The sequence below is a fragment of the Streptomyces katrae genome (genome assembly GCF_002028425.1).
GTDB lineage: Bacteria > Actinomycetota > Actinomycetes > Streptomycetales > Streptomycetaceae > Streptomyces > Streptomyces katrae_A.
This window is the reverse complement of sequence record NZ_CP020042.1, coordinates 179,386-203,503: the sequence shown is the minus strand read 5'-3', so window position 1 is coordinate 203,503 and position 24,118 is coordinate 179,386. Positions and strand designations below refer to the sequence as shown.

Annotated in this window: 27 protein-coding genes and 4 pseudogenes; 14 read left to right on the top strand and 17 right to left on the bottom strand. The window is 70.2% G+C overall.

Annotated elements, in window-relative coordinates:
- Positions 1–6: 6 nt before the first annotated feature.
- Positions 7–162 (bottom strand): annotated as a pseudogene (locus B4U46_RS38705) (hypothetical protein); the annotation flags it as partial.
- Between the two features lie 166 nt (positions 163–328).
- Here B4U46_RS38705 and B4U46_RS01120 point away from each other — a divergent pair.
- Positions 329–1,267, top strand: a complete 939-nt coding sequence (locus B4U46_RS01120; RefSeq protein WP_079431478.1) for an NADP-dependent oxidoreductase — start codon at positions 329–331, stop codon at positions 1,265–1,267.
- A 373-nt stretch (positions 1,268–1,640) separates the two neighbouring features.
- Positions 1,641–2,165 (top strand): peptidylprolyl isomerase, encoded by a 525-nt coding sequence (locus tag B4U46_RS01115; protein WP_237292489.1) that lies wholly within the window; start codon positions 1,641–1,643, stop codon positions 2,163–2,165.
- 434 nt (positions 2,166–2,599) lie between these two features.
- On the opposite strand, the gene B4U46_RS01110 is transcribed toward B4U46_RS01115, so the two are convergent.
- Entirely contained in the window at positions 2,600–3,034 is a 435-nt protein-coding gene (locus tag B4U46_RS01110) for an ArsI/CadI family heavy metal resistance metalloenzyme (RefSeq protein WP_079423220.1), read from the bottom strand.
- Between the two features lie 85 nt (positions 3,035–3,119).
- Here B4U46_RS01110 and B4U46_RS01105 point away from each other — a divergent pair, with 85 nt between their 5' ends.
- The 4 genes from B4U46_RS01105 (at position 3,120) to B4U46_RS01090 (ending at position 5,239) form a co-directional block, all read left to right on the top strand.
- Positions 3,120–3,500 carry an ArsR/SmtB family transcription factor gene (locus tag B4U46_RS01105; protein WP_079423218.1) on the top strand — a complete coding sequence of 127 codons (381 nt, stop codon included), beginning with the start codon at positions 3,120–3,122 and terminating at the stop codon, positions 3,498–3,500.
- Positions 3,497–4,294, top strand: coding sequence for an aquaporin (locus tag B4U46_RS01100; protein WP_185117355.1), 798 nt, complete (start codon positions 3,497–3,499; stop codon positions 4,292–4,294). The genes B4U46_RS01105 and B4U46_RS01100 overlap by 4 nt, the downstream gene beginning before the upstream one ends.
- Positions 4,291–4,710, top strand: coding sequence for an arsenate reductase ArsC (locus tag B4U46_RS01095; protein WP_079423216.1), 420 nt, complete (start codon positions 4,291–4,293; stop codon positions 4,708–4,710). Before B4U46_RS01100 ends, B4U46_RS01095 begins: the two co-directional genes overlap by 4 nt.
- Positions 4,711–4,891: 181 nt before the next feature.
- Entirely contained in the window at positions 4,892–5,239 is a 348-nt protein-coding gene (locus B4U46_RS01090; RefSeq protein WP_079423214.1) for a VOC family protein, read from the top strand.
- A gap of 47 nt (positions 5,240–5,286) precedes the next feature.
- On the opposite strand, the gene B4U46_RS01085 is transcribed toward B4U46_RS01090, so the two are convergent.
- Complete coding sequence (locus B4U46_RS01085) at positions 5,287–5,847, bottom strand: TetR/AcrR family transcriptional regulator (RefSeq protein ID WP_079423212.1); 561 nt, start codon at positions 5,845–5,847, stop codon at positions 5,287–5,289.
- Between the two features lie 133 nt (positions 5,848–5,980).
- Here B4U46_RS01085 and B4U46_RS01080 point away from each other — a divergent pair, with 133 nt between their 5' ends.
- Entirely contained in the window at positions 5,981–6,877 is an 897-nt protein-coding gene (locus tag B4U46_RS01080; protein ID WP_079423210.1) for an SCO6745 family protein, read from the top strand.
- 179 nt (positions 6,878–7,056) lie between these two features.
- Here the strand turns inward: B4U46_RS01080 and B4U46_RS01075 are convergent, their stop codons facing one another.
- The 3 genes from B4U46_RS01075 to B4U46_RS38695 form a co-directional block, all read right to left on the bottom strand.
- On the bottom strand, positions 7,057–8,157 hold the full coding sequence (locus tag B4U46_RS01075; RefSeq protein WP_079423208.1) for a serine hydrolase domain-containing protein: 1,101 nt from the start codon (positions 8,155–8,157) through the stop codon (positions 7,057–7,059).
- Between the two features lie 77 nt (positions 8,158–8,234).
- Positions 8,235–8,756 carry a transposase gene (locus B4U46_RS38700; protein ID WP_079423206.1) on the bottom strand — a complete coding sequence of 174 codons (522 nt, stop codon included), beginning with the start codon at positions 8,754–8,756 and terminating at the stop codon, positions 8,235–8,237.
- A 275-nt stretch (positions 8,757–9,031) separates the two neighbouring features.
- Positions 9,032–9,529, bottom strand: coding sequence for a transposase (locus tag B4U46_RS38695; RefSeq protein ID WP_237292486.1), 498 nt, complete (start codon positions 9,527–9,529; stop codon positions 9,032–9,034).
- Between the two features lie 600 nt (positions 9,530–10,129).
- Here B4U46_RS38695 and B4U46_RS01060 point away from each other — a divergent pair.
- From B4U46_RS01060 to B4U46_RS01055, 3 genes and pseudogenes are all read left to right on the top strand, one after another.
- Positions 10,130–10,933: a DUF6042 family protein gene (locus B4U46_RS01060; RefSeq protein WP_079423204.1), complete on the top strand. Its 804-nt coding sequence runs from the start codon at positions 10,130–10,132 to the stop codon at positions 10,931–10,933.
- A 226-nt stretch (positions 10,934–11,159) separates the two neighbouring features.
- Positions 11,160–11,381: a zinc finger domain-containing protein gene (locus tag B4U46_RS40530; RefSeq protein ID WP_420543149.1), complete on the top strand. Its 222-nt coding sequence runs from the start codon at positions 11,160–11,162 to the stop codon at positions 11,379–11,381.
- 341 nt (positions 11,382–11,722) lie between these two features.
- Positions 11,723–12,286 (top strand): annotated as a pseudogene (locus B4U46_RS01055) (helix-turn-helix domain-containing protein); the annotation flags it as partial.
- A 180-nt stretch (positions 12,287–12,466) separates the two neighbouring features.
- On the opposite strand, the gene B4U46_RS01050 reads toward B4U46_RS01055, so the two are convergent.
- The 4 genes and pseudogenes from B4U46_RS01050 to B4U46_RS38240 form a co-directional block, all read right to left on the bottom strand.
- Positions 12,467–13,057, bottom strand: coding sequence for a hypothetical protein (locus B4U46_RS01050; RefSeq protein ID WP_079423202.1), 591 nt, complete (start codon positions 13,055–13,057; stop codon positions 12,467–12,469).
- Positions 13,054–13,476: pseudogene (locus B4U46_RS40525) on the bottom strand (alpha/beta hydrolase); the annotation flags it as partial. The gene B4U46_RS01050 and the pseudogene B4U46_RS40525, both read right to left, overlap by 4 nt.
- 315 nt (positions 13,477–13,791) lie before the next feature.
- Positions 13,792–13,899, bottom strand: a pseudogene (locus tag B4U46_RS40520) (hypothetical protein); the annotation flags it as partial.
- A 388-nt stretch (positions 13,900–14,287) separates the two neighbouring features.
- Positions 14,288–14,701 (bottom strand): hypothetical protein, encoded by a 414-nt coding sequence (locus B4U46_RS38240; RefSeq protein ID WP_185117375.1) that lies wholly within the window; start codon positions 14,699–14,701, stop codon positions 14,288–14,290.
- Between the two features lie 63 nt (positions 14,702–14,764).
- Here B4U46_RS38240 and B4U46_RS38235 point away from each other — a divergent pair, with 63 nt between their 5' ends.
- A complete protein-coding gene (locus B4U46_RS38235) occupies positions 14,765–15,301 on the top strand; it encodes a hypothetical protein (protein WP_123995958.1) in 537 nt (178 codons plus the stop codon).
- Between the two features lie 223 nt (positions 15,302–15,524).
- Here the strand turns inward: B4U46_RS38235 and B4U46_RS01035 are convergent, their stop codons facing one another.
- The 5 genes from B4U46_RS01035 to B4U46_RS01015 all read right to left on the bottom strand — a co-directional run bounded on the left by B4U46_RS01035 (position 15,525) and on the right by B4U46_RS01015 (position 19,605).
- On the bottom strand, positions 15,525–15,818 hold the full coding sequence (locus B4U46_RS01035) for a hypothetical protein (protein WP_185117356.1): 294 nt from the start codon (positions 15,816–15,818) through the stop codon (positions 15,525–15,527).
- 172 nt (positions 15,819–15,990) lie between these two features.
- The gene (locus B4U46_RS01030) at positions 15,991–16,743 is read right to left on the bottom strand and encodes an NAD-dependent epimerase/dehydratase family protein (RefSeq protein ID WP_237292484.1); all 753 of its coding nucleotides are present in this window, start codon (positions 16,741–16,743) and stop codon (positions 15,991–15,993) included.
- Positions 16,744–17,754: 1,011 nt separating this feature from the next.
- Positions 17,755–17,994 carry a hypothetical protein gene (locus B4U46_RS01025; RefSeq protein WP_079423196.1) on the bottom strand — a complete coding sequence of 80 codons (240 nt, stop codon included), beginning with the start codon at positions 17,992–17,994 and terminating at the stop codon, positions 17,755–17,757.
- A gap of 571 nt (positions 17,995–18,565) precedes the next feature.
- Positions 18,566–18,913 (bottom strand): hypothetical protein, encoded by a 348-nt coding sequence (locus tag B4U46_RS01020; RefSeq protein WP_079423194.1) that lies wholly within the window; start codon positions 18,911–18,913, stop codon positions 18,566–18,568.
- A 320-nt stretch (positions 18,914–19,233) separates the two neighbouring features.
- Positions 19,234–19,605: a hypothetical protein gene (locus tag B4U46_RS01015; protein WP_079423192.1), complete on the bottom strand. Its 372-nt coding sequence runs from the start codon at positions 19,603–19,605 to the stop codon at positions 19,234–19,236.
- Positions 19,606–19,799: 194 nt separating this feature from the next.
- Between B4U46_RS01015 and B4U46_RS01010 the strand changes: the two genes are divergently transcribed.
- On the top strand, positions 19,800–20,525 hold the full coding sequence (locus B4U46_RS01010; protein ID WP_079423190.1) for a hypothetical protein: 726 nt from the start codon (positions 19,800–19,802) through the stop codon (positions 20,523–20,525).
- Between the two features lie 257 nt (positions 20,526–20,782).
- Positions 20,783–21,163: a hypothetical protein gene (locus B4U46_RS01005; protein ID WP_079423188.1), complete on the top strand. Its 381-nt coding sequence runs from the start codon at positions 20,783–20,785 to the stop codon at positions 21,161–21,163.
- A gap of 67 nt (positions 21,164–21,230) precedes the next feature.
- Here the strand turns inward: B4U46_RS01005 and B4U46_RS01000 are convergent, their stop codons facing one another.
- Positions 21,231–21,845 (bottom strand): polysaccharide deacetylase family protein, encoded by a 615-nt coding sequence (locus B4U46_RS01000; protein ID WP_237292482.1) that lies wholly within the window; start codon positions 21,843–21,845, stop codon positions 21,231–21,233.
- Positions 21,846–22,076: 231 nt separating this feature from the next.
- Entirely contained in the window at positions 22,077–22,964 is an 888-nt protein-coding gene (locus tag B4U46_RS37185; protein WP_159402048.1) for a PD40 domain-containing protein, read from the bottom strand.
- A gap of 567 nt (positions 22,965–23,531) precedes the next feature.
- On the opposite strand from B4U46_RS37185, the gene B4U46_RS37180 reads away from it, so the two are divergent.
- Positions 23,532–23,822, top strand: a complete 291-nt coding sequence (locus B4U46_RS37180) for a hypothetical protein (protein WP_159036854.1) — start codon at positions 23,532–23,534, stop codon at positions 23,820–23,822.
- Positions 23,823–24,118: the final 296 nt, after the last annotated feature.

Below are 24,118 nucleotides of genomic sequence, written 5' to 3'. Positions count from 1 at the left end.
GAGGTTCGGCGGTGACGCCGCCCAGGCCCGGGCGCCCGGGCGGCGCGGGTCCGTGCCCAGGACGAGGATGACGACGTCCGCTTCCTTGCCCTGCGTGGTGTGCACCGTCCCCACCCGGTCGGCTGGCATCAGGTCCCGGCACGCCCGCCGGGCTCCCGCCACCACCTGCCGGAACGGACTGATCACGAACACGTCCGGGTCACGGCGGCACCCTGCCGACGGGTGTGCCGTCCACTCCGGTGACGGGGCCGGGGCGGAACTCTGGCCTCCTCATCCCGTCGTCAAATTTACTGTTCAACTAATCACTCCCGGTGCAAAAATGATCTTCATGACGACGACGCGTGTGATCATCCAGCGGAGCATCGGCGGCTCCGGCGTGCTGGAACTCGCCGAGACGCCCCTCCCTGTGCCCGGTCCCGGCGAGGTGCTGGTCCGGGTGCGGGCCACCGGCATGAACCCGGCCGACTGGAAGGTCCGGGCCGGCAAGGTGGACTTCTTCGGGCCGCCGCCCTACGTCCTCGGCCACGAGTTCAGCGGCACCGTGGAACGGCTCGGCGAGGGCGTGGACCGCTTCGCGGAGGGCGAGGAGGTGTACGGCTGGACCGTGCCGCCGCACGGCAGCCACGCAGACCACGTCGTCGTCCCCGAGGACCGGATCGCCCCCAAGCCCCGCACCCTCGACCACATCGGCGCCGCGGCCCTGCCCATCTCGGGCTTCACCGCCTACCAGGCCCTGATCACCCTCGCGGACGTGGGGCCCGGCCACCGGGTGCTGATCCACGGCGCGGCCGGCGGCGTCGGGCACCTCGCCGTCCAGATCGCCAAGGCCCGGGGCGCGTACGTCATCGGCACGGCGAGCGCCGCCAAGCACGCGTACCTGCGGGACCTCGGCGCCGACGAGCTGATCGACTACACGGTGGCGGACTTCGGCGCGCTCCGCGACATCGATGCCGTACTGGACACCATCAGCCATGACTACGGGCCGCGCTCCCTCGGCACGCTCAAGCCGGGCGGCATCCTGGTGGACGTGGTCGGGGTCGGCGTCGACCGCACCGAGGTCACCGCCCGCGCTGCCGAACTGGCCGTGCGCTTCGTGGAGTTCTTCCTCGAGCCGACCCCTTCCGTACTGACCGACTTCGCCGCGCTGATCGACGGCCACGGCATCCGGCCCACCATCTCCGAGACCCTCCCCCTCACCGAGGCGGCGAAGGCGCACGAACTCAGCGAGACCGGGCGGGTCCGGGGCAAGATCGTGCTGGTTCCGTAGGGTTCGTGCGGCCGGCGGTAGGGGGGCGTATCCGGCTTCGGCCGTACGGGGCTACCGGCGCGCGCTCGGGCCCGGCCGCGCCGGCCTCCCGCCGTTGACCATTCCCGCGGACCAGACCACACCCTAGACTGCGACCGCTCAAGGAACTGGCGATCATCGGGAGGCGTGCGAGATGAAACGAGCACTGAGCAGCGTATTCGTGGCCGTGGCGTTAGTCGTGGGCGCAGGGAGCGTCGCCACCGCTTCCGACGGAGCTCCGCCGCGCACCACACACGGCCCTTGCCAGTACACACAGACCCCGGACGAGCCGCCGGCGCGCTCTGTTCCGCTGCCGCCTGACCCGCGGCGCACCCCTGGTCGTGGCACGGTTGACATGGCTGTTCCGACCAGCCAGGGCCCGCTCCCGCTGCACTTGGACCGGGCCAAGGCGCCGTGCACGGTCCAGAGTTTCCTGCATCTGGCCCGGCATGGGTTCTACGACCGTACGGTGTGCCACCGTCTGACGGCGTACCCGACACTGAAGGTCCTGCAGTGCGGCGACCCGACCGGTACGGGTGAGGGCGGCCCCGGGTACAAGTACAAGGACGAGCTGCCGGTGGACCTGCCGCCGGCACCCACCGATCCGACCGGCACGCGCCGGCTCTATGGGCGCGGCCTGCTGGCGATGGCCAACGCCGGTCCGGACACGAACGGTTCACAGTTCTTCGTCGTGTACGGCGACTCGGCGCTGCGGCCGAACTACACGGTGTTCGGCACGGTCGGCGCCGACGGCCTGACGACACTCGACAAAGTCGCCGCCGCAGGCATCGCGCCGACCACGGAGGACCCGGCACCGGTCGACGGCACCCCCGTGCTGCGGACCGAGCTGCTCCGCGTCCGGCCGTGCTGTCAGCACTGACCACGGCGGGGACGCTTGCACGCTGATGCCGAGGGTCTCGCACCCGGCGGTGAACGCCTTCGAGGCGTTCGTCGAGGGTGAGCGGCCGCTGGTGGGGGAGCAGCGAGCTGTGGGCGAACCGCAGGGCGTCGGGCGGAGTGGGCCGGGCAGGGTGGGGGATGGCCACCTCCGCGGGCGCGGCGCGGACGGGGGCCGCCTCCGGTGCGGTGGGACCGCCCCGGAGTCGGTTGCGCTGAGCGGGGACGTCCGCGCTGGGCCGCTTCGTTGGGATCTGGCTAGATCGTGGCACTCACCGCGGTCACCGGGCTGACGGCAGTCGGCGGCGACGACATGATGCGGGAGATCGTGCAATCCGTGCCCGCCCCGCAGACCTTGCCGCGCACGCCGATCACCCAACCCCTTCCGCCGCCCCCGCCCGGCCGGCCCGGGAGGGGTCAGCCGCCGCAAGTGGTGGTGCCACAGCAGGTGTCCGGGGCGCTGCCGGCGCTCTTGCCGAGGGTGTCGGCGTCGGACTTCACGGCGTAGACCTCCCAGGGCTCCTTGCCTGGGCCGGTGACCCACACCTTGTCCTGCAGGGCGTAGCAGCAGGAGGTGTCGTTCTCCTCGACGGTGGCCAGGCCCGCCGACGTGAGACGTCCGGCGGCGGCCCTGACCTCCTCGGTGGAGGCGACCTCGACGCCGAGGTGGTCCAGGCGGGTGTCCTCGCCTGCCTCGCCCTCGATGAGGACGAGCTTGAGCGCGGGGTCGGCGACGGCGAAGTTGGCGTAGCCCGGGCGGCGCTTGGCGGGCTCGGTGCCGAACAGCCTGGAATAGAAGGCGACCGAGGCTTCGAGGTCGGCGACGCGCAGGGCGAGCTGAACGCGGGACATGGCGGTTCCCTTCGAGCTACCTGTTTCGACATCCGTCGATACAGTCGACCTTGTCACCGGGATCGACAGCTGTCAATATTGAAGAATGTCGAAACAAGCTGGTCTGCCGGTGCTCGGGCAGGGCGAGGCGGCGTGCTGCGCGCCGATGGTCCGCGAGCCGCTCGGTGAGGAGGCCGCGGCGGAGCTGTCGCGGACGTTCAAGGCCCTGTCGGATCCGATCCGGTTGAGGTTGCTGTCCCTGATCGCCTCCCACGAGGGCGGGGAGGCGTGCGTGTGCGACCTCATCGGCGCGTTCGACGTGTCCCAGCCGACGATCTCCCACCACCTGAAGGTGCTGCGGGAGGCCGGGCTGGTCGGCTCCGAGCGGCGCGGGACCTGGGTGTACTACTGGGTGCTCCCCGGGGCCCTGGCGCAGCTGTCCGCCCTGCTGGAGATTCCGGCCGCGTCCGGGAAGGTTTCCGCGTGAGCGCGTCCCTGCCGCTGCGGCGCCGGGCGGCGGTCGAGGCACTGGGTACGGCCGCCCTGGTCACAGTGGTGGTCGGCTCCGGGATCCAGGCCGCCGAACTGACCCACGACGTCGGCACGCAGCTGCTGGCCAACTCCCTGGCCACCGTTTTCGGCCTCGGCGTGCTGATCGCCCTGCTCGGCCCGGTGTCCGGGGCGCACTTCAACCCCGCGGTCACCCTCGCCACCTGGTTCACGGGACGCCGCACCGGTGACGGCCCGGCTCTGCGCGAGGTCGCCGCGTACGTGCCCGCCCAGGTGGCCGGGGCGATCGCCGGCGCGGTGCTGGCGGACGCCATGTTCGGCAGGCCCATGGTCCACCTCTCCACCCACGACCGGTGGGCCGGGCACCTGTGGCTGGGCGAGGTCGTGGCGACCGCCGGGCTGGTCTGGCTCGTCCTCGGTCTGGCCCGCGCGGGCCGGGGGCACCTGGCGCCCCTGCTGGTCGCCTCCTACATCGGGGCGGCGTACTGGTTCACCTCCTCCACCTCCTTCGCCAACCCGGCCGTCACCATCGGGCGGGCGTTCACCGACACCTTCGCCGGCATCGCCCCCGCCTCCGTGCCGCCCTTCCTCGCCGCCCAGCTGATCGGCGCCGCTGCCGGTCTCGCCCTGGCCGCCGTCTCCTTCGGCCGCACCGCGGTGACCGAACCCGACACCGACACCGACACCGATACTGCGACCGTCGCCCTGCCCGGCGGGCGCGAGCCCGCCGCCCCCGCCCGTTCCACCGGAGAAAGAGCCCCGACCCGATGAGCACCTCCACCGGCCCGTCCGTACTGTTCGTCTGTGTACACAACGCCGGCCGCTCCCAGATGGCCGCCGCGTTCCTCACCCACCTCGGCGCAGGCCGGGTCGAGGTCCGCTCGGCCGGCTCCGCCCCCGCCGCCACCGTCAACGCGGCCGTGGTCGACGCCATGGCCGAGGCCGGCATCGACATCTCCGCCGAGACCCCGAAGGTCCTCACCGCCGAGGCCGTTCAGTCCTCGGACGTCGTGATCACCATGGGCTGCGGCGACGCCTGCCCCTACTTCCCCGGCAAGCGCTACCTGGACTGGCAGCTCGACGACCCCGCGGGCCAGGGCGTCGCCGCGGTCCGCCCCATCCGCGACGAGATCGAGCGGCGCGTCCGGGGCCTGCTCACCGAACTCGGCATCGATGCCGCGGCCTGAGCACCACCGGCCTGAGGGCCGCCACCGGCCGGGCGGTCCTCAGCGCGGCTGCCGGAGGACCGGGACGTCCGGCGGCGCTCCCGGGGGGAGCCGTCGCCGCGGAGCCGGAGTTCGGCCCGGCGTCGAGCGCGCTGATGATCCGCAACCGCCCCGCCACCCGCCCGGCGGTCCCGGGGCACCGATGTCCGTTCGCCGCGTCGTACCCAATGTCCGGTCGGAGGCCGTACAGGAGAGCCGGGAGTTCTACGGCGTGCTCGGATTCGAGGAGGTCATGAACCACGGCTGGATCATGACGCTCGCCTCCTCCTCCAGTCCGACGGCGCAGATCAGCTTCACGGCCGGGGACAAGACCGCACCCGTCACTCCCGACATGAGCGTCGAAGTGGACGACGTGGACGCGGTCTACGCGGCCGTGCGGGAGAGCGGCGCGGAGATCGTCCACCCCTTGCAGGACGAGGAATGGGGGGTACGCCGTTTCTTCGTCCGTGACCCCAACGGCCGGGTGGTCAACGTACTGGGCCACCGCTGACGGCCGAGCTGAGCACGTCCTGAACCTCAGTGGGGCCGCCTCTTCGCTCACCTGAACAACAGTCCGGCGAGCGACCGGAAGGCCTCCTCGGGGTCCTGGTCGTCCAGTGGGCCGTTCAGGTTCCGGCTCAGCAGCAGTGTGGCGAAACCGTGGGCGAGGCTCCAGGCGGCGACTCCCGCCAGCCGGGCGTCCTCGCCCCGACCGTCATCGGGCAACTGGGACACTCCGCCGCGCAGTTGCTCACCGGCACGCTGCCTGGCGGCCGTCAGGTCCGTGTCGTTCCCGCGCAGCAGTTCCGGCTGGAACATCACTTGGAAGTGCGCCGGATGCGTCATGGCGAACCGCACGTAGCGCACGCCCCGTTCACGCAGCTCCGGCGCGTCCGCGAGCGCCTCGGCGAGGAGGTCGTACCCCTCCGCCGCGATCGCGGTGAGCAGGCCGGTGCGGTCCTTGAAGTGATGCGCCGGTGCGGCGTGCGAGACGCCGGCCCGGCGTGCGAGGTCGCGCAGGCTCAGGGCGCCGGGGCCCTCGGCGGCGATGACGTCGAGGGCCGCGGTCAGGACGGCATGGCGCAGATCGCCGTGGTGGTAGGTGCGCTGGCTGGTCACGGTGAACAGACTACGCCGGATCTAGGCGTTGACAAGTTCAAGTCGGCCGAGCAATCTAGTCAGTGACAAGTTCGAAGCGGCCCGGGCCCCCGACGGGCACGGACCCGGCGAGCAAGCCTGTTGAGGAGACGTCATGTCGGACCAGAACGCCGTGCCGGACGGCATCGAGCCCGGTCGCGTACGGCACTTGTGGCAGCTCCTCGAGCCGCTGCACGCCGTGCTCTACTACGCGCCGGAGTCCTTCGAAGAGGCCGCCGCCCTCGGCTTCGAGACCGACGAGCGGTGGCCGAGCTACTTCGCCTGGCGGGCCGCGCCGCTGGGGGCGGCCGGACCTGACCGGGTGGTGTCCGTGTTCCACAGCTTCAGCCCGGAGATGGTCGGGCGCTACGTCCCCGCCGTATGGGACGTCGCGTCCCCCGAGGCCGTCCTCGCCGCCCGCGAGCGGGCCGTCGACCATGCCTACCGCGCGCTCTTGGGAGACCGCGTCGACAGCCCCGAGCTCGCGGAGGCCGCGAGCCTGGCCCGCCGTGCGGCCGAGGCCGCCGACGTCGAGGGCCGCCCGCTCGCCGCCGCCAACGCGGCCCTGGCCTGGCCGGACGCCCCGCACCTCGTGCTCTGGCAGGCCGCGACCATCCTGCGCGAGCACCGCGGGGACGGCCATGTCGCGGCCCTCCTCGCCGCGGGGCTCGACCCGGTGGAGGCACTCGTGTCGTTCGCCGCCGTCGGGGCGGCGCCGGAGGAGACCTTTCAGAGCCGGCAGTGGAGCGCCCCGCACTGGGCCGCCGCGCGGGAACGCCTCGTGGAGCGAGGCCTGTTGGAGCCCCACGGCCCCGCGACGGCGACCGCGGCGGGGCATGCGCTGCGCGCGCAGGTCGAGCGCCGCACGGACGAGCTCGCCGCCGGGCCGTGCGAGGCGCTGGGCTCCGAAAGCCTGACGCGGCTCGCGGCCCTGCTCGGCGATTTCTGGGTCGCGGTGATCGGCTCGGGGCTGCTTCCCATGACGACCACGTTGGGCATCGGCAAGGTGTAGGGGTCTCGTGGGGCTCCCCACCGCGCGTACCGGCTGCGGCGCAACGGAGCCGGGGCCGCAGCCGGCGCCGGCCACCGGCATCTCCTCGCACATGGCCCGTCTCGCGGCGGTGACCGCGCGCCCTACCCGTCCCTGGACGGACGGCCGTCGGGGGAGTAGGACGAGGGCGCGTCCGGTGGCTAGCGCCGCTTGGCGCACAGGGCCGCGTCCACCGCCCCCTGGAGATGGCGCAGGCTCTCGCCCTCGGCAGCCCAGGTCGTGGTGTAGACGGTCACCGTTCCGCGGCCCGCCGTGGCGCGGCCCCCACCGACCGAGTTGCCGGGCAGATCGCCGCCGTGGCCCCAGTACACGCCACCGCAGCTGAGCGGGATCGAGGCGACGCCGTAGCCGTAGCGGCTGCCCGCCGGGTAGACGTCGCGCCCGCCGACCTCGGTGGTGTCCCGGGTCATCTGGCGCAGCGCCCAGTCGGGCAGGAGGCGGCCGCCGAACAGTCCGTCCCAGAAGGCGTTGAGGTCCTTGGGTGTGGAGACGAGCCCGCCGGACGCGCCGAACTCGTAACCGGGGAGATCGGTCACGTCCACTCGGCCGGCCTCCGGGGCGGCCGGGTGGACGCCGTAGTTGCGGGCGTGCGGCCCGCGCAGCGCCAGCTCGCCGGGGGCGGGCCAGTAGGTGTCGTCCAGGTGCAGCGGGCGCAGGATCGTTCGTTCGACGTACGTCCGGAAGCCGACTCCCGACGCCTTGTCGATCACCATGCCGAGTACCAGGTAGTTGGTGTTGGAGTAACCCCAGTCGGTGCCGGGGTCGAAGACCGGCTTCTCCTTGAGCGCGAGGGCCAGATAGTCCTCGGGAGTGCCGGGCCGGGTCCAGTCGACCAGCGTGGCGTACTCCGGCAGCCCGCTGGTCTGCTTGAGCAACTGCCGGATGGTGACGGGGCGTTCGGCGAGCAGCGGCACGTAGCGGCCGGCGCGGTCGTCGAGCCGGACCCGACCGTCCGCCACCAGCCGCATCACGGCCGCCGCCGTGAACGCCTTGGTGTCGCTGGCCAGCCGCATCCGCCCCTGCGCATCGACCATGGGCCGGCCCGACTCCAGGTCCGCGACACCGGAGGTACGGGTCGTCCTGCCGTCGTACGCCAGGGCGCCCGGGACCCCGTCGCTGTCGACGAGCAGGTCCAGCTGCCGCTGCACCGGGTCGACCGGCCCCGCCGCCGCCACGGGCGCGGCCGCCCCGGCGATCGCTGAGGCGAGCAGAACAGCGGCGGCGACACGCTTGCGGTGCATGGGCTTCCCCCTGGTCGTAGGCCCGCACGGGCCGGTTGCTTGCTTGGCACCGACTCTGCCAGGACGCCAGCACAAGATCATTGCGTCTGGCCCCCGACCGGAAGGGTGGTCACCCCCCTTGACAGATCACGGAGCGGAAGTCGGGGTAGGGCGAGTGCGAGCAAGGGGCGATCAAGGTAGCGGTGCTCGGCCGCCGACCGCGAGGACAAGCGGAGGTGAGGTTGAGCTTGACTCTGTCGGGGATCTTGGAGGTGCCGAGGTGAGGTGCCCAGGGTTCGCCAGGACTTCGGCCGGGGTAGCTCGCGTTGGTCGAGGTAATTCTGGAAGGCGGTTGGCCGACGGGGCATGGAGGCTTCCTCGGTTGGCGGGAGTCCGCTGAGGCGCTCGATGTTCACGGCGATGGCCGTCAGGACGTGCTGGATGTGGGCTTTCCCCTGTCCTCGGTAGCGGCAGCGCCGCATGCCGTGTCCGTGGGCGAACTCGTTGACCGTGCCCTCCACTCCGGAGCGGACCGCATAGCGGGCCTTCCACTCGGGCGTCTGTTGTTCAGTGCGGACGCGAAGTTGCAGCTCGCGGAGCTCTCGCGGGGGAAATCCCACGGTGCGGACGTTGTCGGCAGTGCTGGTGCGTGCACTGAGTGCGGACCGGGCAGGGGCGGCACTGGCTCTTGGTGAACCTGGCCACGATCAGCGGGGCCGCGGTGGGCGAGGAGGTCGGGTAGGGGCCGTGCCAGCCCGCGCTGATCTGGCCCTGGGGGCAGGTGACCTGCTGCTTGTCGTAGTCGATGTGGAAGTCGTCCCGTGCGAAGCCCTCGTTTTGGCGGTGCTGGCGGGTGGGGTTGCTCTTCAGCGGCCCGGAAACGGTGACCTGGTGCTCACGGGCCGCTTGTTCCAGGTGGGGCAGGGCAGGAGCCGGACAGCGTCCTCGCCGGTGGCGAGGATCCGGGTCTTGGGCCTGGTGGGTTCTTGCCCAGGCGGACCGGCCGGCCGTAGTGGCGCCCCCAGTCCTCATCGACCAGCTCGTCCAGCAGATGAGGGGAGATGCCGGCGACTTCTTCCAGGGCGGCGCGGACCGCCTCGGTGATCAGTTCCAGGCGGGTCAGGCCACGCACCGCGGCCAGGACATGCGTGGAATCAGTGCGCTGGGTGGTGCGCTCGTGGACCAGGCCGGCCTCCTCGAGGCGGGCGAGCGCGAGGTCGAGGAGGCGGTCAGCACGGTCTCCTTCGGCGAGACGATTGCGGAAGTCGGCCAGCACGCTGTGGTGGAAGCCGGGGTCGTCCAGCTCCATCGCCATGGCGTACTTGAAGTCGATGCGGCACCGGACCGCCTCGGCGGCCTGCCGGTCCGACAGGCAGAGAACGAACTGCAGCACACAGACAGTGGCCGGCTGAGGGGGCGAGAGACCAGGTCGACCGTCACGCGGGTACCAGTCGGCGAAGTCCTCGTCACGCCACAGTCCGTCCAGACGGTCTCTCACCCACATCGCCGTGGTGCCACCCGGGTTGCTCGTCCGAGCGATCTGCGCGGTCAGAAGCGGGACTTGCTCACCGGAACGGGGGCGGAGGGGCAACAGGCACCTCGACGACTGCTCGGGCTGATGGAACAGCCCGAGCATGACCGTTGATCATGCTGCCGCACCGCGGCCAGGCTGAGATCGCCCGCCTGCGTGGGCAGGCCGACCGGCAGCGCGCAAGGAGTTCGTCGTACGCGCTGGCCGTGGCCCGGGCCCGGGCGGAGAAGGCAGGACTTACCTCATTGCCGGGGCCGGCAGGCCTGTGCACTTGCACCTCTCGGCGTGACCGTTGACGCCATGGGGGCTGGGGCCGGTACGCCCAATGGGATGCAACGAAACCCGGGCCCGCCGACCGGATCAACCACCTGAAGCACGTGACCGATTCGGGGGAACTGCCCCCTGCGCATCACCGCATGCTGAGATGCTTCACCTTTCCCCTGTTCTGCGAAGGAGAGTCACGTGGTCGCCTTGACACCGCCCGCAAGCTGGACTGAGCAGGATCGCGAGCACTATCTGCAGCAAGTAATGCGGAGTGGCTGGTCGCGGATGCGGCCGTACTCGCTCCTGTTTCTTCTGCTGGGGGTGGGCATCGCCGAAAACGGTGCCACGCGCGAGGACCTCAAGCTGGGACTCCGCAACAGCGGGAACCCCCAAGGCGACCTGGAAGCCCCGTGCTGGGAAGACCCGGATGACCTCGATGAGGATGAGCAGGCCCGACAGCCCGAGCTCATCGAGACTGCTGCGCTGTACGCGGCTCACCACGGGCGGCCGCCACTACGTACCCACGCCGATGTGCTGGACCTGCTGCTGGCAGCAGGGGTCGTCTACGAACTCCCCGATGCGTCCGGCACGCCACGGATCTTCCCCAAGGTGCCGGCGCCTGTGCCCGCCGACGTGTTCCCTCTCGATGAAGAGGAAGCCGCTGTTCAGCGGCAGCTGCTGATCGACAGTGCGTACGAGGGACCCTCGTATCGCATCATCGAGCTGTTCGAGCCTGACGGACTGCGCCGCGAGGAGATCGTGACCAGCCTGGACCGGCTGGCCCGGCTCATCGGAGGAGACGCTCAGGATGCACGCGAAGCAATTCGTCTCCTTACGGAGGCCGGCGACTTCACCACGACTCTCGACGTCAGCAATGTGCCTTCACACAAGGTCTTCCGGATCCAGTGCGACTGGGACCAGTTCGACCAGCAGCGGATCAGTATCCGTGGCATGGCCGAGGACGGAAAGCTCGCCGTGACATTGCCCAGCGACCTGGAATGACCCCGCGCCAAGGGCACCGTTGAGACGGTGCGCGCTGCGCTGCCCAGGCCGGGCCGGCACCGGGCAGCCACGGGGCCGCCCGCGGCCTTCGAACCCACAGATTCGAAGGCCGCGGACGTACACGCTGTCTCCGGCCGCGTCGTTCAGGAAGGCGGCGTCAGGCTCCTCCAGTGCCTTGGCGTGGCGGAGCCGGCGGGTAAGGCCGACGGAGCGAACACTGTCCTGCGTGAGTCGAGCAGTGCCACCAGCTGTCCGTGAACGCGCCCGCAGCCGTAGCTGTCCCCCATGCCGTGCCAGACCAGGGGAGAAGTGCGCCCCGGACCGGGCTGGGCGATCCCAGCTGCACCGCGGGCGGATCCGCGATGCCCAGCAGCCCATGGAACCCTTGCCGACGTTCCGGATCCTCCCCAGGGATGAGGACCGTGTGTTCAGGGAGCTGCAGCCGTAGGTGGCCGATACGCTCGTGGCGGCCTGGCACAGGGATGTCCTGGTCGACCCAGCGCCGTACCCTACGAGGCAGCGGCACTGCTTCGGCTGGCCCTGCTCCAGGCTGAGGCCAAGACGTTCGACAACTTCACATTGGCGTTGTGTCTGCTGCCGCTGGAGCTCATCACCGTCGACGAAACGGCAGAAGCGGTCGATCGGCTCATCGCCTGCGGTTTCGCGGAGCGGGTGGACGACACCTACGTGTCCGTCACCGCGCTAGGTGTGTTGTCCCGGGACGTTGGTGACACGCGTGCTGGGTTCTCGAAATGGGTGAGGGCCTCCGGGTTCGGTGTGGATTGCGACATCTGCACCGAAGACAGGAGGCCGACCGAGACCGGACGACTTCGCCTGGTGGACGACGGCTGGCCCGTGCGGCGGGCCGCCGAACGTTTCCAGGTCAGCCACACCACCGCCGCCCGCTGGCCCCGCCGCTACCGGCTTCTGGGCATCGCCGGAATGAGTGACCGCTCCAGCCGGCCCCGCCACCAGCCCCGGCGAACGCCGGCCGCCGTGGAGGAACACGCGCTGCGGCTGCGGCGCGAACACCGGATCGGCCCACTGCGGCTGGCCGCCCGTGCCGGCATTGCACCCTCCACAGCCCACCGCATCCTCGCCCGGCACGGCCTGCCACCCCTGGCCGCACTCGACCGGGCCACCGGCGAACCCGTCCGCCGCTACGAACGCGCCCGCCCGGGCGAGCTGGTCCACATCGGCGTCAAGAAACTCGGCCGGATCCCCGACGGCGGCGGCCACCAGGCCCTCGGCAGAGCCGAAGGACGCCGAAACAAGACCGGCAGCGCCTGGGCCTACCTCCACACCGCCCTCGACGACCACACCCGCCTCGCCTACACCGAAGACCTCCCCGACCCACCCGACGCTGTGCGAGCCGTGCGAGGACAAGACCGTCGTGGCCCCCGGCCAGGCCGACCGCGACCGCCTGGAGGCGGAGGCCGCTGCGACCGCTGAGAACGCCCGCGGCTGGCGGTGTCGCTTCCGTCGCGGGTAAGCCTGCGGCTGACGGCGTTGGGCCCTGCGCCGCCTCTGAGGTCAGGACGAAGGGGCGGGGCCCGGTGCCGGGGTATCGGCGGACCAGAAGTCGGAGCGGACGTTGGGGGTGGGGATGTCGCCTTCGTAGGTGCGGCCGTTCGCCACCTTCGTGGGCGCGGCCACCTTCGACTCGTGCACGCAGGGGCTGGTGACTTCGAAGAAGGCCTGCCCAGCGTGACCGAACGTGACCATGATGCCGAAGCCGTCCGGGGACGTGGCGTAGATCTCCGGCATGTCCTTGCTCGGATTCACTGTCTTGATCCGATAGCCGCTGGCCTTCCAGAAACTCTCCACGACACCGAGGAAGTTGCCGCGGCGCTGATCGGAGACGACCGTCATCACGGTCCAGTAGCGGGTCACGTCGCAGCTGCCGGTCGTCGTCGTGCCGTGGACCCATTCGATCTCGGGCTTGATCGCTGCGACCGTCGTGTAGAACATCGCATCGGCGCGCTCCGCCGCTCCCTGCATGTCCATGCCTGCAACTGCCTCTCTTCCGTTCTTGGTGTCGCCCAACAGCCCGCACCCGGCGAGCAACGCGCCGGCCACGGCCATCGCACAGGCCAGGCGAATGGTCCGTGGGGTGCGCTTCATCGGTGCTTCTCCCTCACGATGCTCTCAGGATGTCCGGCGACGATCTTGGCGATGTTGTTCGCTGACACCTGGTCCTTCTCCGGAGTGAAGTATTGGGAGTGGGCGTCGAACCCGCCGCCGTCGCGGATCATCCTGGGCCCGTCGTCGACCAGGAAGCGCTGTGCCCCGAAGGCCTTGCTCGCGGGGTCCTTGCCGAAGTACAGGTCGTCGTGGCCGACGTCGAAGAGGTCGCGTCCGACCCGGACACCCACCGGGCCTCCCAGCATCCAGCCGAGCGCCGCCTCGCTCTTCGTGGGCAGGTGGGTGACCGGATCGTTGTCGGCGGCGCCGACGAAAACATGGTCCTTGCCCACGCCGAGCTCCGTCGCCTTCTGCGTGTCCACGCCGGGGCTGCCGAGCAGGATCACCTCGTCCACGCCCTGGCTCGTTCGGGGCTTCGGCTTCTCCTCCTCGGTCGCGGGCTCGATGCCGAGCATCTGCTCGCACATCCACTGCTGCACGCCGGTCAGTTGGTCCCGCCCGTGCCGGACGGAGGTGACCCACAGGCCGAGGCCTTCGGCTTGGCGCACGACCTCGCCCGCCATGGTGGGCAGTGCCTGGCCGGTGTCCAGGTGTTGGCGGACGAGGTGGATGCAGCGCTGCCACGTCACCGGCCACACCGGGCACCAGGACGGGTCGATCTCTTCCAGCTGATCACGCCGCGCCCGCGTCATAGCCCCGGCCGACGATTCCACCGGCAGCCCTGCGGCCCGCCGCTGCCCGATGTCCTGTGCCTTCCGCGCAGCGGCCCGCGCGTCCTTCAACCAGACCCCCACCTGCGCGCCCTGGAAGGCAGCATCCAGCGGCGCCAGGAGGTGGCCGTGCTCGGCGGCCCAGCCGCGGGCGGACCAGGCCCTCGGCCCAGGCGGTGTCGGCGTGGGACCAGACCATGCCGAGCGTCTTCAGCTGAGCAACGCGCTCGTCGTCCATGTCGCCGCGGTTGTAGAAGCGGCGGGCGTCGGCGGTCCACTGCCCGAGGGGGAACCCGGCGAGGGAGGCTGGCCACCCGGACGCCTCGGCGTCCTCGACGGCGGCCGGAACCCGGAACGTGAACGGCACCTTGGGGTCGCCGTGTTCGCGGGCGTAGATGACGGCGGCCTCCACTCCGCGCGTCAGTGCTCGTGTTCGGGGTTGAGGATGCGGAGGTTGATGAATGCGGAGAGCCCCCCGGGTCTCGGGGGATGCTGAATTTCAGGAGGGCCTTGGCGGGGACGCTGACACCCTCGGAGCCCTAGCCGCTCCCGTTCCGCTCTTCCTGCTGTCGTCCCTGCTGAAGGGCTTGTAGCGGCTTGGGGCCTGCTTCTCGGCAAGGGTCTCCACGATCCGCGCGTCGTGGGCCCGGAGCGCTTCGAGGAGCTTGGCGAGGCCGCCGTACGCACGGCGGGTGAGCATGCTGTCTGCGGTCTCGCCGGGCCCGAGGAGGATCGGCACCACGAGCGAGGTCACCTTGCCCTCGCCGGGCTGCATCCGCAGGGCGCGGCCGACGGCCTGGACGGGATCGGGAACGGAGCCGCGTACATCGGCCCAGTAGACGGAGTCGCAGTTCTTGGTGTCAACGCGCTCGCCTAACACCTTCACGGACCCGAGGAAGCCCTTCTCCACCACGGTGCCGTCCGTGGCGATGCCCTCGGCGAACTCGGCCAGGACGCGGCGGAGGTGGAGGGGCTCGTGGTCGCCGCACAGCCAGTTGGCCCAGATCGTGGCCGGGTACAGCTCCGGGTCGGTGGCGTGTTCGATGAGCGCGGCCCGCTGACGACGATCGAGGTGGGGGCGCTGCGGTCGTTGAACGCGGCGTTCGTGACCGCGCGCTACGAGTTGCAGTCGGCAAGCGCTCTCTGGGACCGGCTTCAAAGCGGCGGTGACGTGGCCGACATGCACGAGACGCACACGACGTTCCCGATCTACGGGCAGGCCGTCCAGGAGATCGCGCGCGGCGCGACCGCGTACGAGCGCCACGTGGCGCTGATCGCCTGGCGGTACACGGCCGCGGCGGCCGCCCTGGGCGTCACCGTGCTGGAGCGCGTCGCGATGGCGAAGCCGCCCTTGCCGGCCGCGACGGTGGGGGAGCTGTGCCAGGAGCCGACGTTGGGTCGGCCGCACGAGGCGCTGTCGGTGCCGGTGGCCGACCTTGTGCCGGAGCGTGAACAAGACCTCCTTGATGAACGCACGCGCACAGCGGAGCGGTGGACCCTGGTGGGTGCGTGACGGGGTGGACGACGCGAGCGACCTCGTCCTGGAGATCGCCGCAGACCAGGACGCAGCCCACCCCCGCACCAGGGAGGAAGCCGCAGACTGTCTGCTGACCGAGCACTGCCCGCCCCACACCGACCCCGTGTTCCACGGCGTCCTGGAGCCGCTGTTCCAACTGGCGGAGGAAATCCCGTTCGGCATCAGCCGGACCATCGCGAAAGGCTGCACCCGCCGCGGCTCAGTCCAGCGGCGGCGCGCCGGGCAGCTGCCCAGCGAAGTCCCACCACTGCTGGATGGTCCACACGGCGACGCTGGAGCGGTCAGTGGACATCCGCAGCCACACCTCTTCACCGCCGGGCACGAGGGCCACCTCCAGGTGCGCCTGCTCCCACGTCCCCACGGGGTACATCCACTCGATGCCGTCGGGCCAGGTCCGCATGGCCACGGTGCGCACGCTCAGCGCTGCGGCGAAGGCGTCCATGGCGCCCTTGGGTATCCGCACCTCCGCCGGCTCACGTTCGATCCCTGCCACCCGGGCCCCCTTCTGCGGCAGACGCGACGCCTCCCTGCGAGCCACAGCCTGCCAGACCTCGGTGGGCGATGTCCTCTGACACTGAAGCTGGGCTGATTGCCACCGAAGTCGGACCGCTACGACCCGACAGCGGAACTGCTGCCGGCACGCATCCCGGCGGTGGATATGAGCGTCAGGGCCGAAGGTGCTTGAGGGTGAATTGCGGTAGGGCGTAGGGGCCGGCCTGGGGCGTGGCCGGGTCGGTCGGGGAGTCCGCCGCGGGAATGTCTGCGGCATGAAGTTCGGCGTTGTCGACGGGGGTGTAGGCCAGTTCCGCCGGGTCGGGGAGTGCCCAGAAACGGCGGGTGTTGTTGGAAACGACGTATGCCGTGGTGAAGCGGATGGAGGGCGGTGCGACCAGGGCGGCCCGCAGGTAGCCGACAGCGTCGCGCGGGCTCAGCCAGGTCGCCAGGTGCCGGGGCTCGGTAGGCAGATGCTCGAAACTGCCGATGCGCAGGCAGATGACGGACAGGCCGAACTTGTCGGCATACAACTGTCCTAGCGCTTCGAGGGCGGCTTTGCTCACCCCGTAGAGGCCGTCGGGGCGTACCGGCTCCTGCGGGCCGGTGAGGTGCGCGGCGGGGTAGAAGCCGGTGACACGATTGCTGCTGGCCAGCACCACACGCTCGATTCCCGTGCGCCGCGCAGCCTCCAGGACGTGGTGCGTGCCGAGCACATTGGTTTCGAGCAGATCGGGGAGCGGCGCCTCGTCGGGCACCCCGCCCAGGTGCAGCACCCGGTCGGCTCCTGCAAGGGCTGACTCCACAGCGGCGGCGTCCCGCAGGTCCACGGTGTGCACGTCCTCGTTCTCGGCCTCTGGGCGGAGCGGCACGCGGTCGAGCAGGATCAACCGCTCCGCCGCGCCCCGCAGCGCCTCCCGCGCCACGGAACCGATGCTGCCCGCCGCTCCCGTAACTGCCACCGTTCCCAGACTCACTGCGTCTCCCCTGATCTCGACAACCCGGGCATCTTCGCTCCTGTTGATCCACTCAGCAAGGCGGTGGGTTGGCTCTGTTCACATGAGACTCGTGAACATCGACATCCCCGACTCGGCGGACGCCTCCCGGAGTCATGAAGAACGGAATTCACGACCCGTGAACAAAGCCACCGAGCCGGCCGCGGCCAGCTGATACCAGCCTTCCCCACTCACGCGCTGGGGACTGACTGATGTCCAGGACGTGAGCGGTGGGGGAAGGCTCAAGGGAGGAATTAGGCTGTCGAGGGGGGCGAGTGTGCCTGCAGCCGCGGCGGCCAGGAGCGCGAGCACGACGACTACGGCGGTGGCGAGTTGCCGGAACCACACCCACGGTCGATTCCGGAGCCCGGTCGAACCGGGCCCTGCCCGGCCATGTCCGGCGCGCCCACGACCGACACATGACGATGGCCGCAGCCGAATGGCGGTCCTCGTCGGATGGTCCTCGACTGGCAAGACACGGGCCTGCCGGGAGGCAGTGCAGCCGCTCGCCGCTCAGGGCTGGTGTCTTTGGCATCCCTACGATCCAACCCGGGCCAAGGCCGCGCTCGCCGACCTCGACCGTGTGGCAGCCCCGCACGGTGGTGTGGCTCAACGAGGCGCAGCACTACCTGGGCCTCCCGGAGGCCGGGCGAGCGCCTCGCAGCCGCTCTCCAAACCCTTCTCACGGACTCCGACCGTGGGCCGGTCCCCGTCCTGGGCACCCTGTGGCCCGTGCCCCGCCCCGGCGAACCCCGATCCGCACAGCCGTGTCCGCGAGCTCTAGCCGGACTGACCGTCACCGTTCCCGACACCTTCGACCGGGAAGCGCACGACGCTGCAACCACCCTCGCCGAAGGCGGCGACCGTTTCTTCGAGGACACCCTCACTCCCGCCCACGCTCACGGACGTGTCACCCAGGACCTCGTCGGCGCCCCCGAGCTCCTACGACGGTACGAACCAGCCCCGCCCGCAAAGGCGCTTCCAGAGGCCGCGATGGATGCCCGTCGCCTTGGCGTCGGCCTTCACCTTCCGCAGGCCTTCCTCATCGAAGCTGCCACCGACCACCTCACCGCCCACGACCACGGCCAGCTCACCCGGGACTGGCAGGACGAAGCCACCGCGGCCTTCGTCGATCTCGCCCGTCCCGTTCCCGGCAAGCAAGCCGCTCTGCGGCCCGTCCATGCCCGTCCCACACGTCGTCCACCAGGCACTCGGGCACCCGTCACCACGCTCGTTCCGGCGCCGGACCGGTCCTCCGTATGGCTGACTACCTCGAACAGCACGGCCGCTTCACTCGCCACAGGCTCTGCCCGCCCGCCTCCTTCTGGCACGCTGCCTACACCTACCTCACCGACCCCGACGACCTCAGCGCTCTCGCCCACGCGGCCAGCGTTCGGCACCGCCTGCAGTGGGCCCACCACCTCCTTCTCCGAGCCGCCGACGCCGGCGACCCTGATTCCCTGCTTCACCTGGCGCAGCAGCGTAATGACGCCGGAGACCATGAGGGCACTGAAGCCTTCCTTCGGCAGGCCGCGTTCGCGAGTCACCCCCTCGCGCTCTTCTACCTGCTCGATCTGGCGGGGACGCGAAAAGAGAACCGGAGATCTGGAGGGTGTCGAAGTCCTCTACCGCCGGGGATCGGGCGGGCGCCCAAGCCGTCTACCGCCGGGCCGCCCGTGGATGCAGGCCCAGGCCGACGCGAGAGGTCGAGGCCACGGTCACAATCGCCGTCATCAACGAGTGGCTGTGACCGCTACAACGAACCGCGGTTCTCCGGGCCGGCGTGCGACCCTCCGATCCAGAAGGTCAGCGCCTTCCGTCTACCTCCCAGCGACCGCCGCATCGCATTGACCAGGCGCATCTGCGCCTGAGCCACCTGCGCGCCGGCCTCCCGGAGCTCCTCTTCGCCAAGTGGCGTACGGACCGGATCGACTTCTCGCGCGACGCGGTCCAGGAAGCGGTCGACCGACTGACCAAAGCTGTCGACCTCTCCCGCGACCTCTGCGGGAGCGATCAAGCTGACCCGCGTCAGAACGGCGCTCCACTCGGCCCAGTCGTAGTCCCAGCCGCGACGGTCGGCGTGTGCGCGCTTGATCACCATCGTGAACTTGGCGTAGTGGCGGCCGCCCCGGTAAGGGTCGTGATCAGCGCTTCCAGCAAAGCCACCCCAGCCCCCGTGCCCAGCAGCTACCGTTCGATCCGCGCGACCAGAACATAGCGCTGGTGCACATTGGCGCGTCAGAGCCGGAGGTGGCCTCGTGGCAGACGCGGACGTCGGTGGCCGAACGACGGCTCCGACTACCCCGATCGCCCTCAGGCCCATGTGCTGCGCGCGCGGTCTGAACGTCGAGGCGAGCTTGAAGGCTGCTCGCTTGGTCCGGTCTCCCGGGTGTGGGTGCCCGGGAGACCGGCCAGGTGGGTTCATCGTTCCTGTTCTGTGGTCAGGCGGGGGACCGTCGGCGGGTTCTGGTCGTGTTGCTGGTTCAGTGCGGCCAGACCCAGGAGGACGTCGGCCCGCTTGACCGGGTCCTGAATGGTTCGTGCGACTGCGATGGCCTCTTGTTCCAAGGCTGCCGCGCGCTCCCGCCGCTCACGCGCCGCGGTGATGCCTTCGGCAGTGGTCTGTGCCGTCACGCGGGCTACTCGCTGGTGGAGGACAAGTTGGACGGTGAAGGCCAGGCTGACAAGTCCGATCACTGGTGCGGTGAGGTGGATCGGAAGGTTCGTGGTGGCGGTGACCAGAACCGAGCCGACGGTGGCCAGCGCGGTGGCTGCGGTGGACGGGTTCGACATGACTGCTCCTCGATGGCTGAGGCCCTCGGTGCGGTCCGAGGTGTCCTCGAGGTGCGGAGGAGATGGCGTTCTTGATGTTCGTGCCGAAAAAGTACTGCAGGTGGCGGTCTGTATCGATCGAAGTCCCAGTTCAGCGCGGTGTTCGGCGGGTAGGCTTCGAACGCGGCGAACACGTGATGAACGGGTGATGCAGGGTGGGGGCTGTCGAGCCGAACGGCAGGACTGCGGCGGCGTTTGTCCAGTCACTGGGCCAGTTGCTCAAAGCCTCCGGCCGCAGCCAGAGGGCGATCCAGAAGGGTCTCGCGACCGTGCATGGGGTGCTTCATGGCACCGGCGGGTTCCCGTCGGAGGACACGGTGCTTGGCCTGGTGAGGGTCTACGCCCCAAGGAACCAGGGTGCCTGGCTGCGAGCCCGCGGCAACGCGGCGGAGGCTGCGCCGGTGAGGCCGAAGGCCCCGACGGTCCGTGAGCTCCAGGAGCAGTTAGTTGTTCAGCGGGGTGAGCTTGAAGAGCTGCGTAGGCGGGTTGACGGTCTTGTGGGCATGGTGCAGGAGGCGGCTGCGACCAAGGACGGAGACCAGGAACACCGAGTTCGCTTCCAGGGCGACCAAGCCCGGCGTTGGCTGGCCAGTCGGGTTCAGCCAGTGCTGCAACGGCCTCGTCGCAACGCCGGTCGGACCGAGGGGTACGACAGGTTTCAGGTCGACGCCTTTGTTGCGGATCTTCTGATGCGCGTGAGGGAAGCTCCTCCCGAGGAGATTGAGAGATTCTTGGGCCGCGCCGAGTTTCACTTGTCGTCCACGGAATCCAATTCCATTCGTATGGACCTTTATTCGATGGAGTCCGTGCACTCATGGATCAGGCAAGTGAAGGAAGACCTGGTCGAGTTCTTTCATAGGCTTCCAGCCGAGCTCCAGTGAATGGTCCACAGGGGCTTGGGACGGATGGCACCTGACGCCGCGGCGTGCGCTGGCCGGACGGTCGGTCCGGCCGGCGAGGTGCGGCACCTGTTCAGGGGTCGGCTGCGTCGTAGCGAAGTCCTGGTGCCGCCCCCGACCCCGATATGGTTGATCACGTGGACGACGTGGAGTGGTCGGGCTGGGCCCGCCTACGTACCCGGCCGTAACATGACGAGACGTGGTACGAATCACTGGTGACTCATCGACCTGACGTTCATATGAGCTCGCGAACCGACCTGGTGGAGCGCTCGGCCCCCTTCTTGCCCGAGGGAAGCGAGATCCGGCAGGTGTTCATCTGCCAGGCCGCTCCGAGCTTCGCCTACTTCCTCATCACGTATCTCACGGGCCTGACGATGTTCTGGATCAAGTACCGCTGCGTGGCGGTCACCCAGAGCGCCATCTATGTGCTGGAGAGCAGCAAACTCTCGGGTGGCGCCAAGCCGCGGTCGCTGGTGGCCACGCTGCCGCGCCACACACAACTCGGCCCGGTGTCCGGGCGATGGGGCCGGTTGAACCTCCTCGGCGAGCGCCACTGGGTCCACAAGCGCTTCCACGAGGAGGTCGCTGCCGCTGACCGTGAAGCCGGCCTGTCGCAATGAAGGAGCCGGCGAACCAGGCCTTCGGCCGGCCCGGCGCGGCACGGCGGTGCCGGCCACGTCGTCGTCGTTACGGGGCCGCCGTGAGGAACTCGCGCAGGTCCACGACCGCGTGCCCCTCCTCCAGGCTCGCGTCGATGATCCGTGGCAGGGCCTCGGCGTCGAGTACCACCCCGTCGCCCGTGCTGCTCCCGACATGCAGCTGCAGGACGGCCCCGGGCTCCAGCGAGTCCACCGCCCTGCGGACCGCCTCGTTCACGGTCATGCCGCCGCCCGACCCCAGGTAGCCGTTCGTGTCGTTGGTGAACTCGATCGCCGCGTAGCCCAGGTCGTTGACGTCAGCAACCGAATCCTCGGTCGTGGAGCTGTACGGGAACCGGAAGAACGGCAGGGGCTCGGCCCCCGACGCCGTACGGATCGCAGCATCCGCCGCGCGGACCTCCCGGGACCGCTCCCGCGTACTCATGTCGTCGAAGTACAGTTGGCTGTAGGAGTGGTTGCCCAGCCCGTGCCCTGCTTCGGCCATCGCACGCACGGCCGCCGGACGGGCCTCGGCGTACATTCCCGTGGGGAAGAACGTGGCGGGTGCCTTCCGCCGGCGCAGCTCCGCCAGGACCGTGTCCAGGCCGCTCTCGTCCCACGCGGCGTTGAAGGTGAGCGCCACCACCCTGCGGGACGTGGGCAACCGCCGGATCTCCTGCCCGAGCAGCGCCGCCGGCGGCCGGGGACCCGCCACGGTATCGGCCCCGCGCCCCCGGGCGGCCGGCGAAGCCAGAGCGCCGCGCAAGGCCGGGCACTTCCTCGGCGTTCGAGGCGAGGGTGCGCCCACGGGGCCGGCGCGGGGCCGGCGCGGGCCGGGGCGGGCCGGCGCCCTCGTTCGCCGACCCCGTCGGGGTGCCCGCCTCCGACTGGCGGTTCACGGGCGCCAGTCGGCCTCCAGGTCATGGGAGTCGGTCTTGGTGAGCTGGGTCAGTGCGGTGCCGTCGGCCCGTACCAGGTAGAGGTGTTCGGGGTCCGCATCGTCAACGCCGCCTCTGGTGAAGACCAAGCTGTTGCCGTCCGGCGACCAGGACGGGTTCTTGTCGTTGGCGCGGGCCGCGGTGATGCGGTGGAGGCCGGTGCCGTCGGGGCGGACGAGGTAGAGGTGGGCGAAGCCGGAGGAGTCCACTCGGCTGAAGGCGATCCGGTTCCCGTGCGACCAGTCGGGCGTCCAGTCGTGGGAGCTCGGCCCGGTGACCGGCGTCTGGGCCAGCGTGGACAGCCGGATCTTCATCACCCGGCTGTGCCCGCCCGCGTCCGCTCGGTTGAACGCCAGGTACTTGCCGTCCGGGGACCACGTCGGATGGAGGTCGTCAGCCGCGGTATGAGTGAGCCGGGTGGCAGGAGTGCCGTCGATGTCGGCCACGTATATCTCGCGCTGGGTGCCGACGGGCTTGGCGTAGGCGATCCGCTTGCCGTCCGGGGACCACGCCGGGTCGGAGGCGCCCTTGGTGCCGGGGACGGCCTTCAGGTCGCTGCCCGTGGTGTTCATCGTCCAGATGCCGTCGATGGCGCCACCGGATCCGTAGCGGACGAAGGCCACCCGTTTGCCGTCCGGGGACCAACTGGGCATGACCTCGCTGACGGTGGGGGTGTGGGTGAGCTTGACGGTCGTGCCGCCACTGGGGGAGATCGCGTAGAGGTCCTCCGTGGGGGCTGCCGCGGTGTAGTGGGCGAAGACGATCGGGTGGTCCCCCGCCGCCCCCGCGTCTCCTGCGGCGCCGAGGGTCAGGGACGCGGCCAAGGCGATTGCCGTGGCGGTCACCACCGCCCAGCTGTGCCGCGTCGTGCCGTTTGCTCCGGTCCGGCAGATTCCCCGTGCCCTTCCGGAGGTTCTTCCCTTACCAGTGGTGCGGTGTTGGCGGTGTGTCAAGGTGTCCACCCCATCCCTCCCTGCGGCCTGCGGCGGGCCGCTCCGGCCTGAAACATCCCACCGATGGGGCTCCGGGGAAAGCAACGGAACCTGGCCGTACGAGCCCTGTGACATGTTCCGTACATCGCTGTCACATGCGATGTACCAGCCGACGGACAGCCGGCGCGACCCCGCCGGCCTCGATTCACCCATCGGCCCGACCGCCGCGGGAGCATCGCCCGGCGGCGCAGGCTCGACCGGACCGGTGACGGCTTCCGTACGCCAGCACGTCAGTACGAAACATCGTCCGGACCGGTACGACCACCACCGCTGTACCCTTAGGCGCGCCACCGCCTGCTCGGGAGACAGGAGCCCAGCGGCGGGGTCAACAACCCCCATTTCACCGCCAGGCAGTGGCCGCTGTTGGATGGCCATGTGATGAGACGACAGTCGGACGATAAGTGGCAGCCTCCCTTCGGCATGCCGAAGGACATCGTCCTCCTGGCGACGCCGGAAGGCTGGCGCCACAGCATCGGTTACGAGAAGGGCTCGATGATCTGCGGGGGTCTCGCAGAGATACCCGTCGACGCTGCTCCGCTTGAGGCGAAGGGCGCTGCGACCACGATGGTGGTGAGGCTTGCGCGAGAATTCCACGGGACCGATGTCGAGGTGACGTGGAACGACCCTGTCGAGGAAGCCAGGTCCTGGACCGGTCTCATCACCCCCATCGAAACAGATGGCTCGGCCCCGCCCCATCTGAGCGTCGAGTGAGTCCGGGGCCCTTGGAGCCCTGCTGGGAGTGCCGTCCGGCCGGGCCGGAGGCGTCCACGACTCCCGGTGACTCCGGTTGCCCCTCTGTTTCGAGAGCCCCGGGGTTCCGGCTGGCCATACCTTCAAGGAGACCAGCTGGGAACCTCCCGGTCATGCCACAGAAGGACGTGGCTCGACCGGGAGGTCGTAGGTCTGTACGAGCGAGACGGCTCTCGGACATCCCGGGGGCCTTCCGGACCCACCACCTCCCCGACGCCCCCTGGACGGCCGAGGAAGCAAGAGCCGCCGCACTGCGG

Bases quoted from the DNA above. Each gene is read 5' to 3' on its own strand.
- B4U46_RS01025 (WP_079423196.1), bottom strand. From the start codon at position 17,994: ATGGACGGGCCGCAGAGCGGCTTGCTTGCCGGGAACGGGACGGGCGAG.
- B4U46_RS01105 (WP_079423218.1), top strand. From the start codon at position 3,120: ATGTCGAAACAAGCTGGTCTGCCGGTGCTCGGGCAGGGCGAGGCGGCG.
- B4U46_RS01075 (WP_079423208.1), bottom strand. From the start codon at position 8,157: ATGCACCGCAAGCGTGTCGCCGCCGCTGTTCTGCTCGCCTCAGCGATC.
- B4U46_RS01095 (WP_079423216.1), top strand. From the start codon at position 4,291: ATGAGCACCTCCACCGGCCCGTCCGTACTGTTCGTCTGTGTACACAAC.
- B4U46_RS01015 (WP_079423192.1), bottom strand. From the start codon at position 19,605: ATGTCGAACCCGTCCACCGCAGCCACCGCGCTGGCCACCGTCGGCTCG.
- B4U46_RS01120 (WP_079431478.1), top strand. From the start codon at position 329: ATGACGACGACGCGTGTGATCATCCAGCGGAGCATCGGCGGCTCCGGC.
- B4U46_RS37180 (WP_159036854.1), top strand. From the start codon at position 23,532: ATGCCGAAGGACATCGTCCTCCTGGCGACGCCGGAAGGCTGGCGCCAC.
- B4U46_RS01020 (WP_079423194.1), bottom strand. From the start codon at position 18,913: ATGGTGATCAAGCGCGCACACGCCGACCGTCGCGGCTGGGACTACGAC.
- B4U46_RS01115 (WP_237292489.1), top strand. From the start codon at position 1,641: ATGGCTGTTCCGACCAGCCAGGGCCCGCTCCCGCTGCACTTGGACCGG.
- B4U46_RS01005 (WP_079423188.1), top strand. From the start codon at position 20,783: ATGAGCTCGCGAACCGACCTGGTGGAGCGCTCGGCCCCCTTCTTGCCC.
- B4U46_RS01050 (WP_079423202.1), bottom strand. From the start codon at position 13,057: ATGAAGCGCACCCCACGGACCATTCGCCTGGCCTGTGCGATGGCCGTG.
- B4U46_RS01090 (WP_079423214.1), top strand. From the start codon at position 4,892: ATGTCCGTTCGCCGCGTCGTACCCAATGTCCGGTCGGAGGCCGTACAG.
- B4U46_RS01080 (WP_079423210.1), top strand. From the start codon at position 5,981: ATGTCGGACCAGAACGCCGTGCCGGACGGCATCGAGCCCGGTCGCGTA.
- B4U46_RS01110 (WP_079423220.1), bottom strand. From the start codon at position 3,034: ATGTCCCGCGTTCAGCTCGCCCTGCGCGTCGCCGACCTCGAAGCCTCG.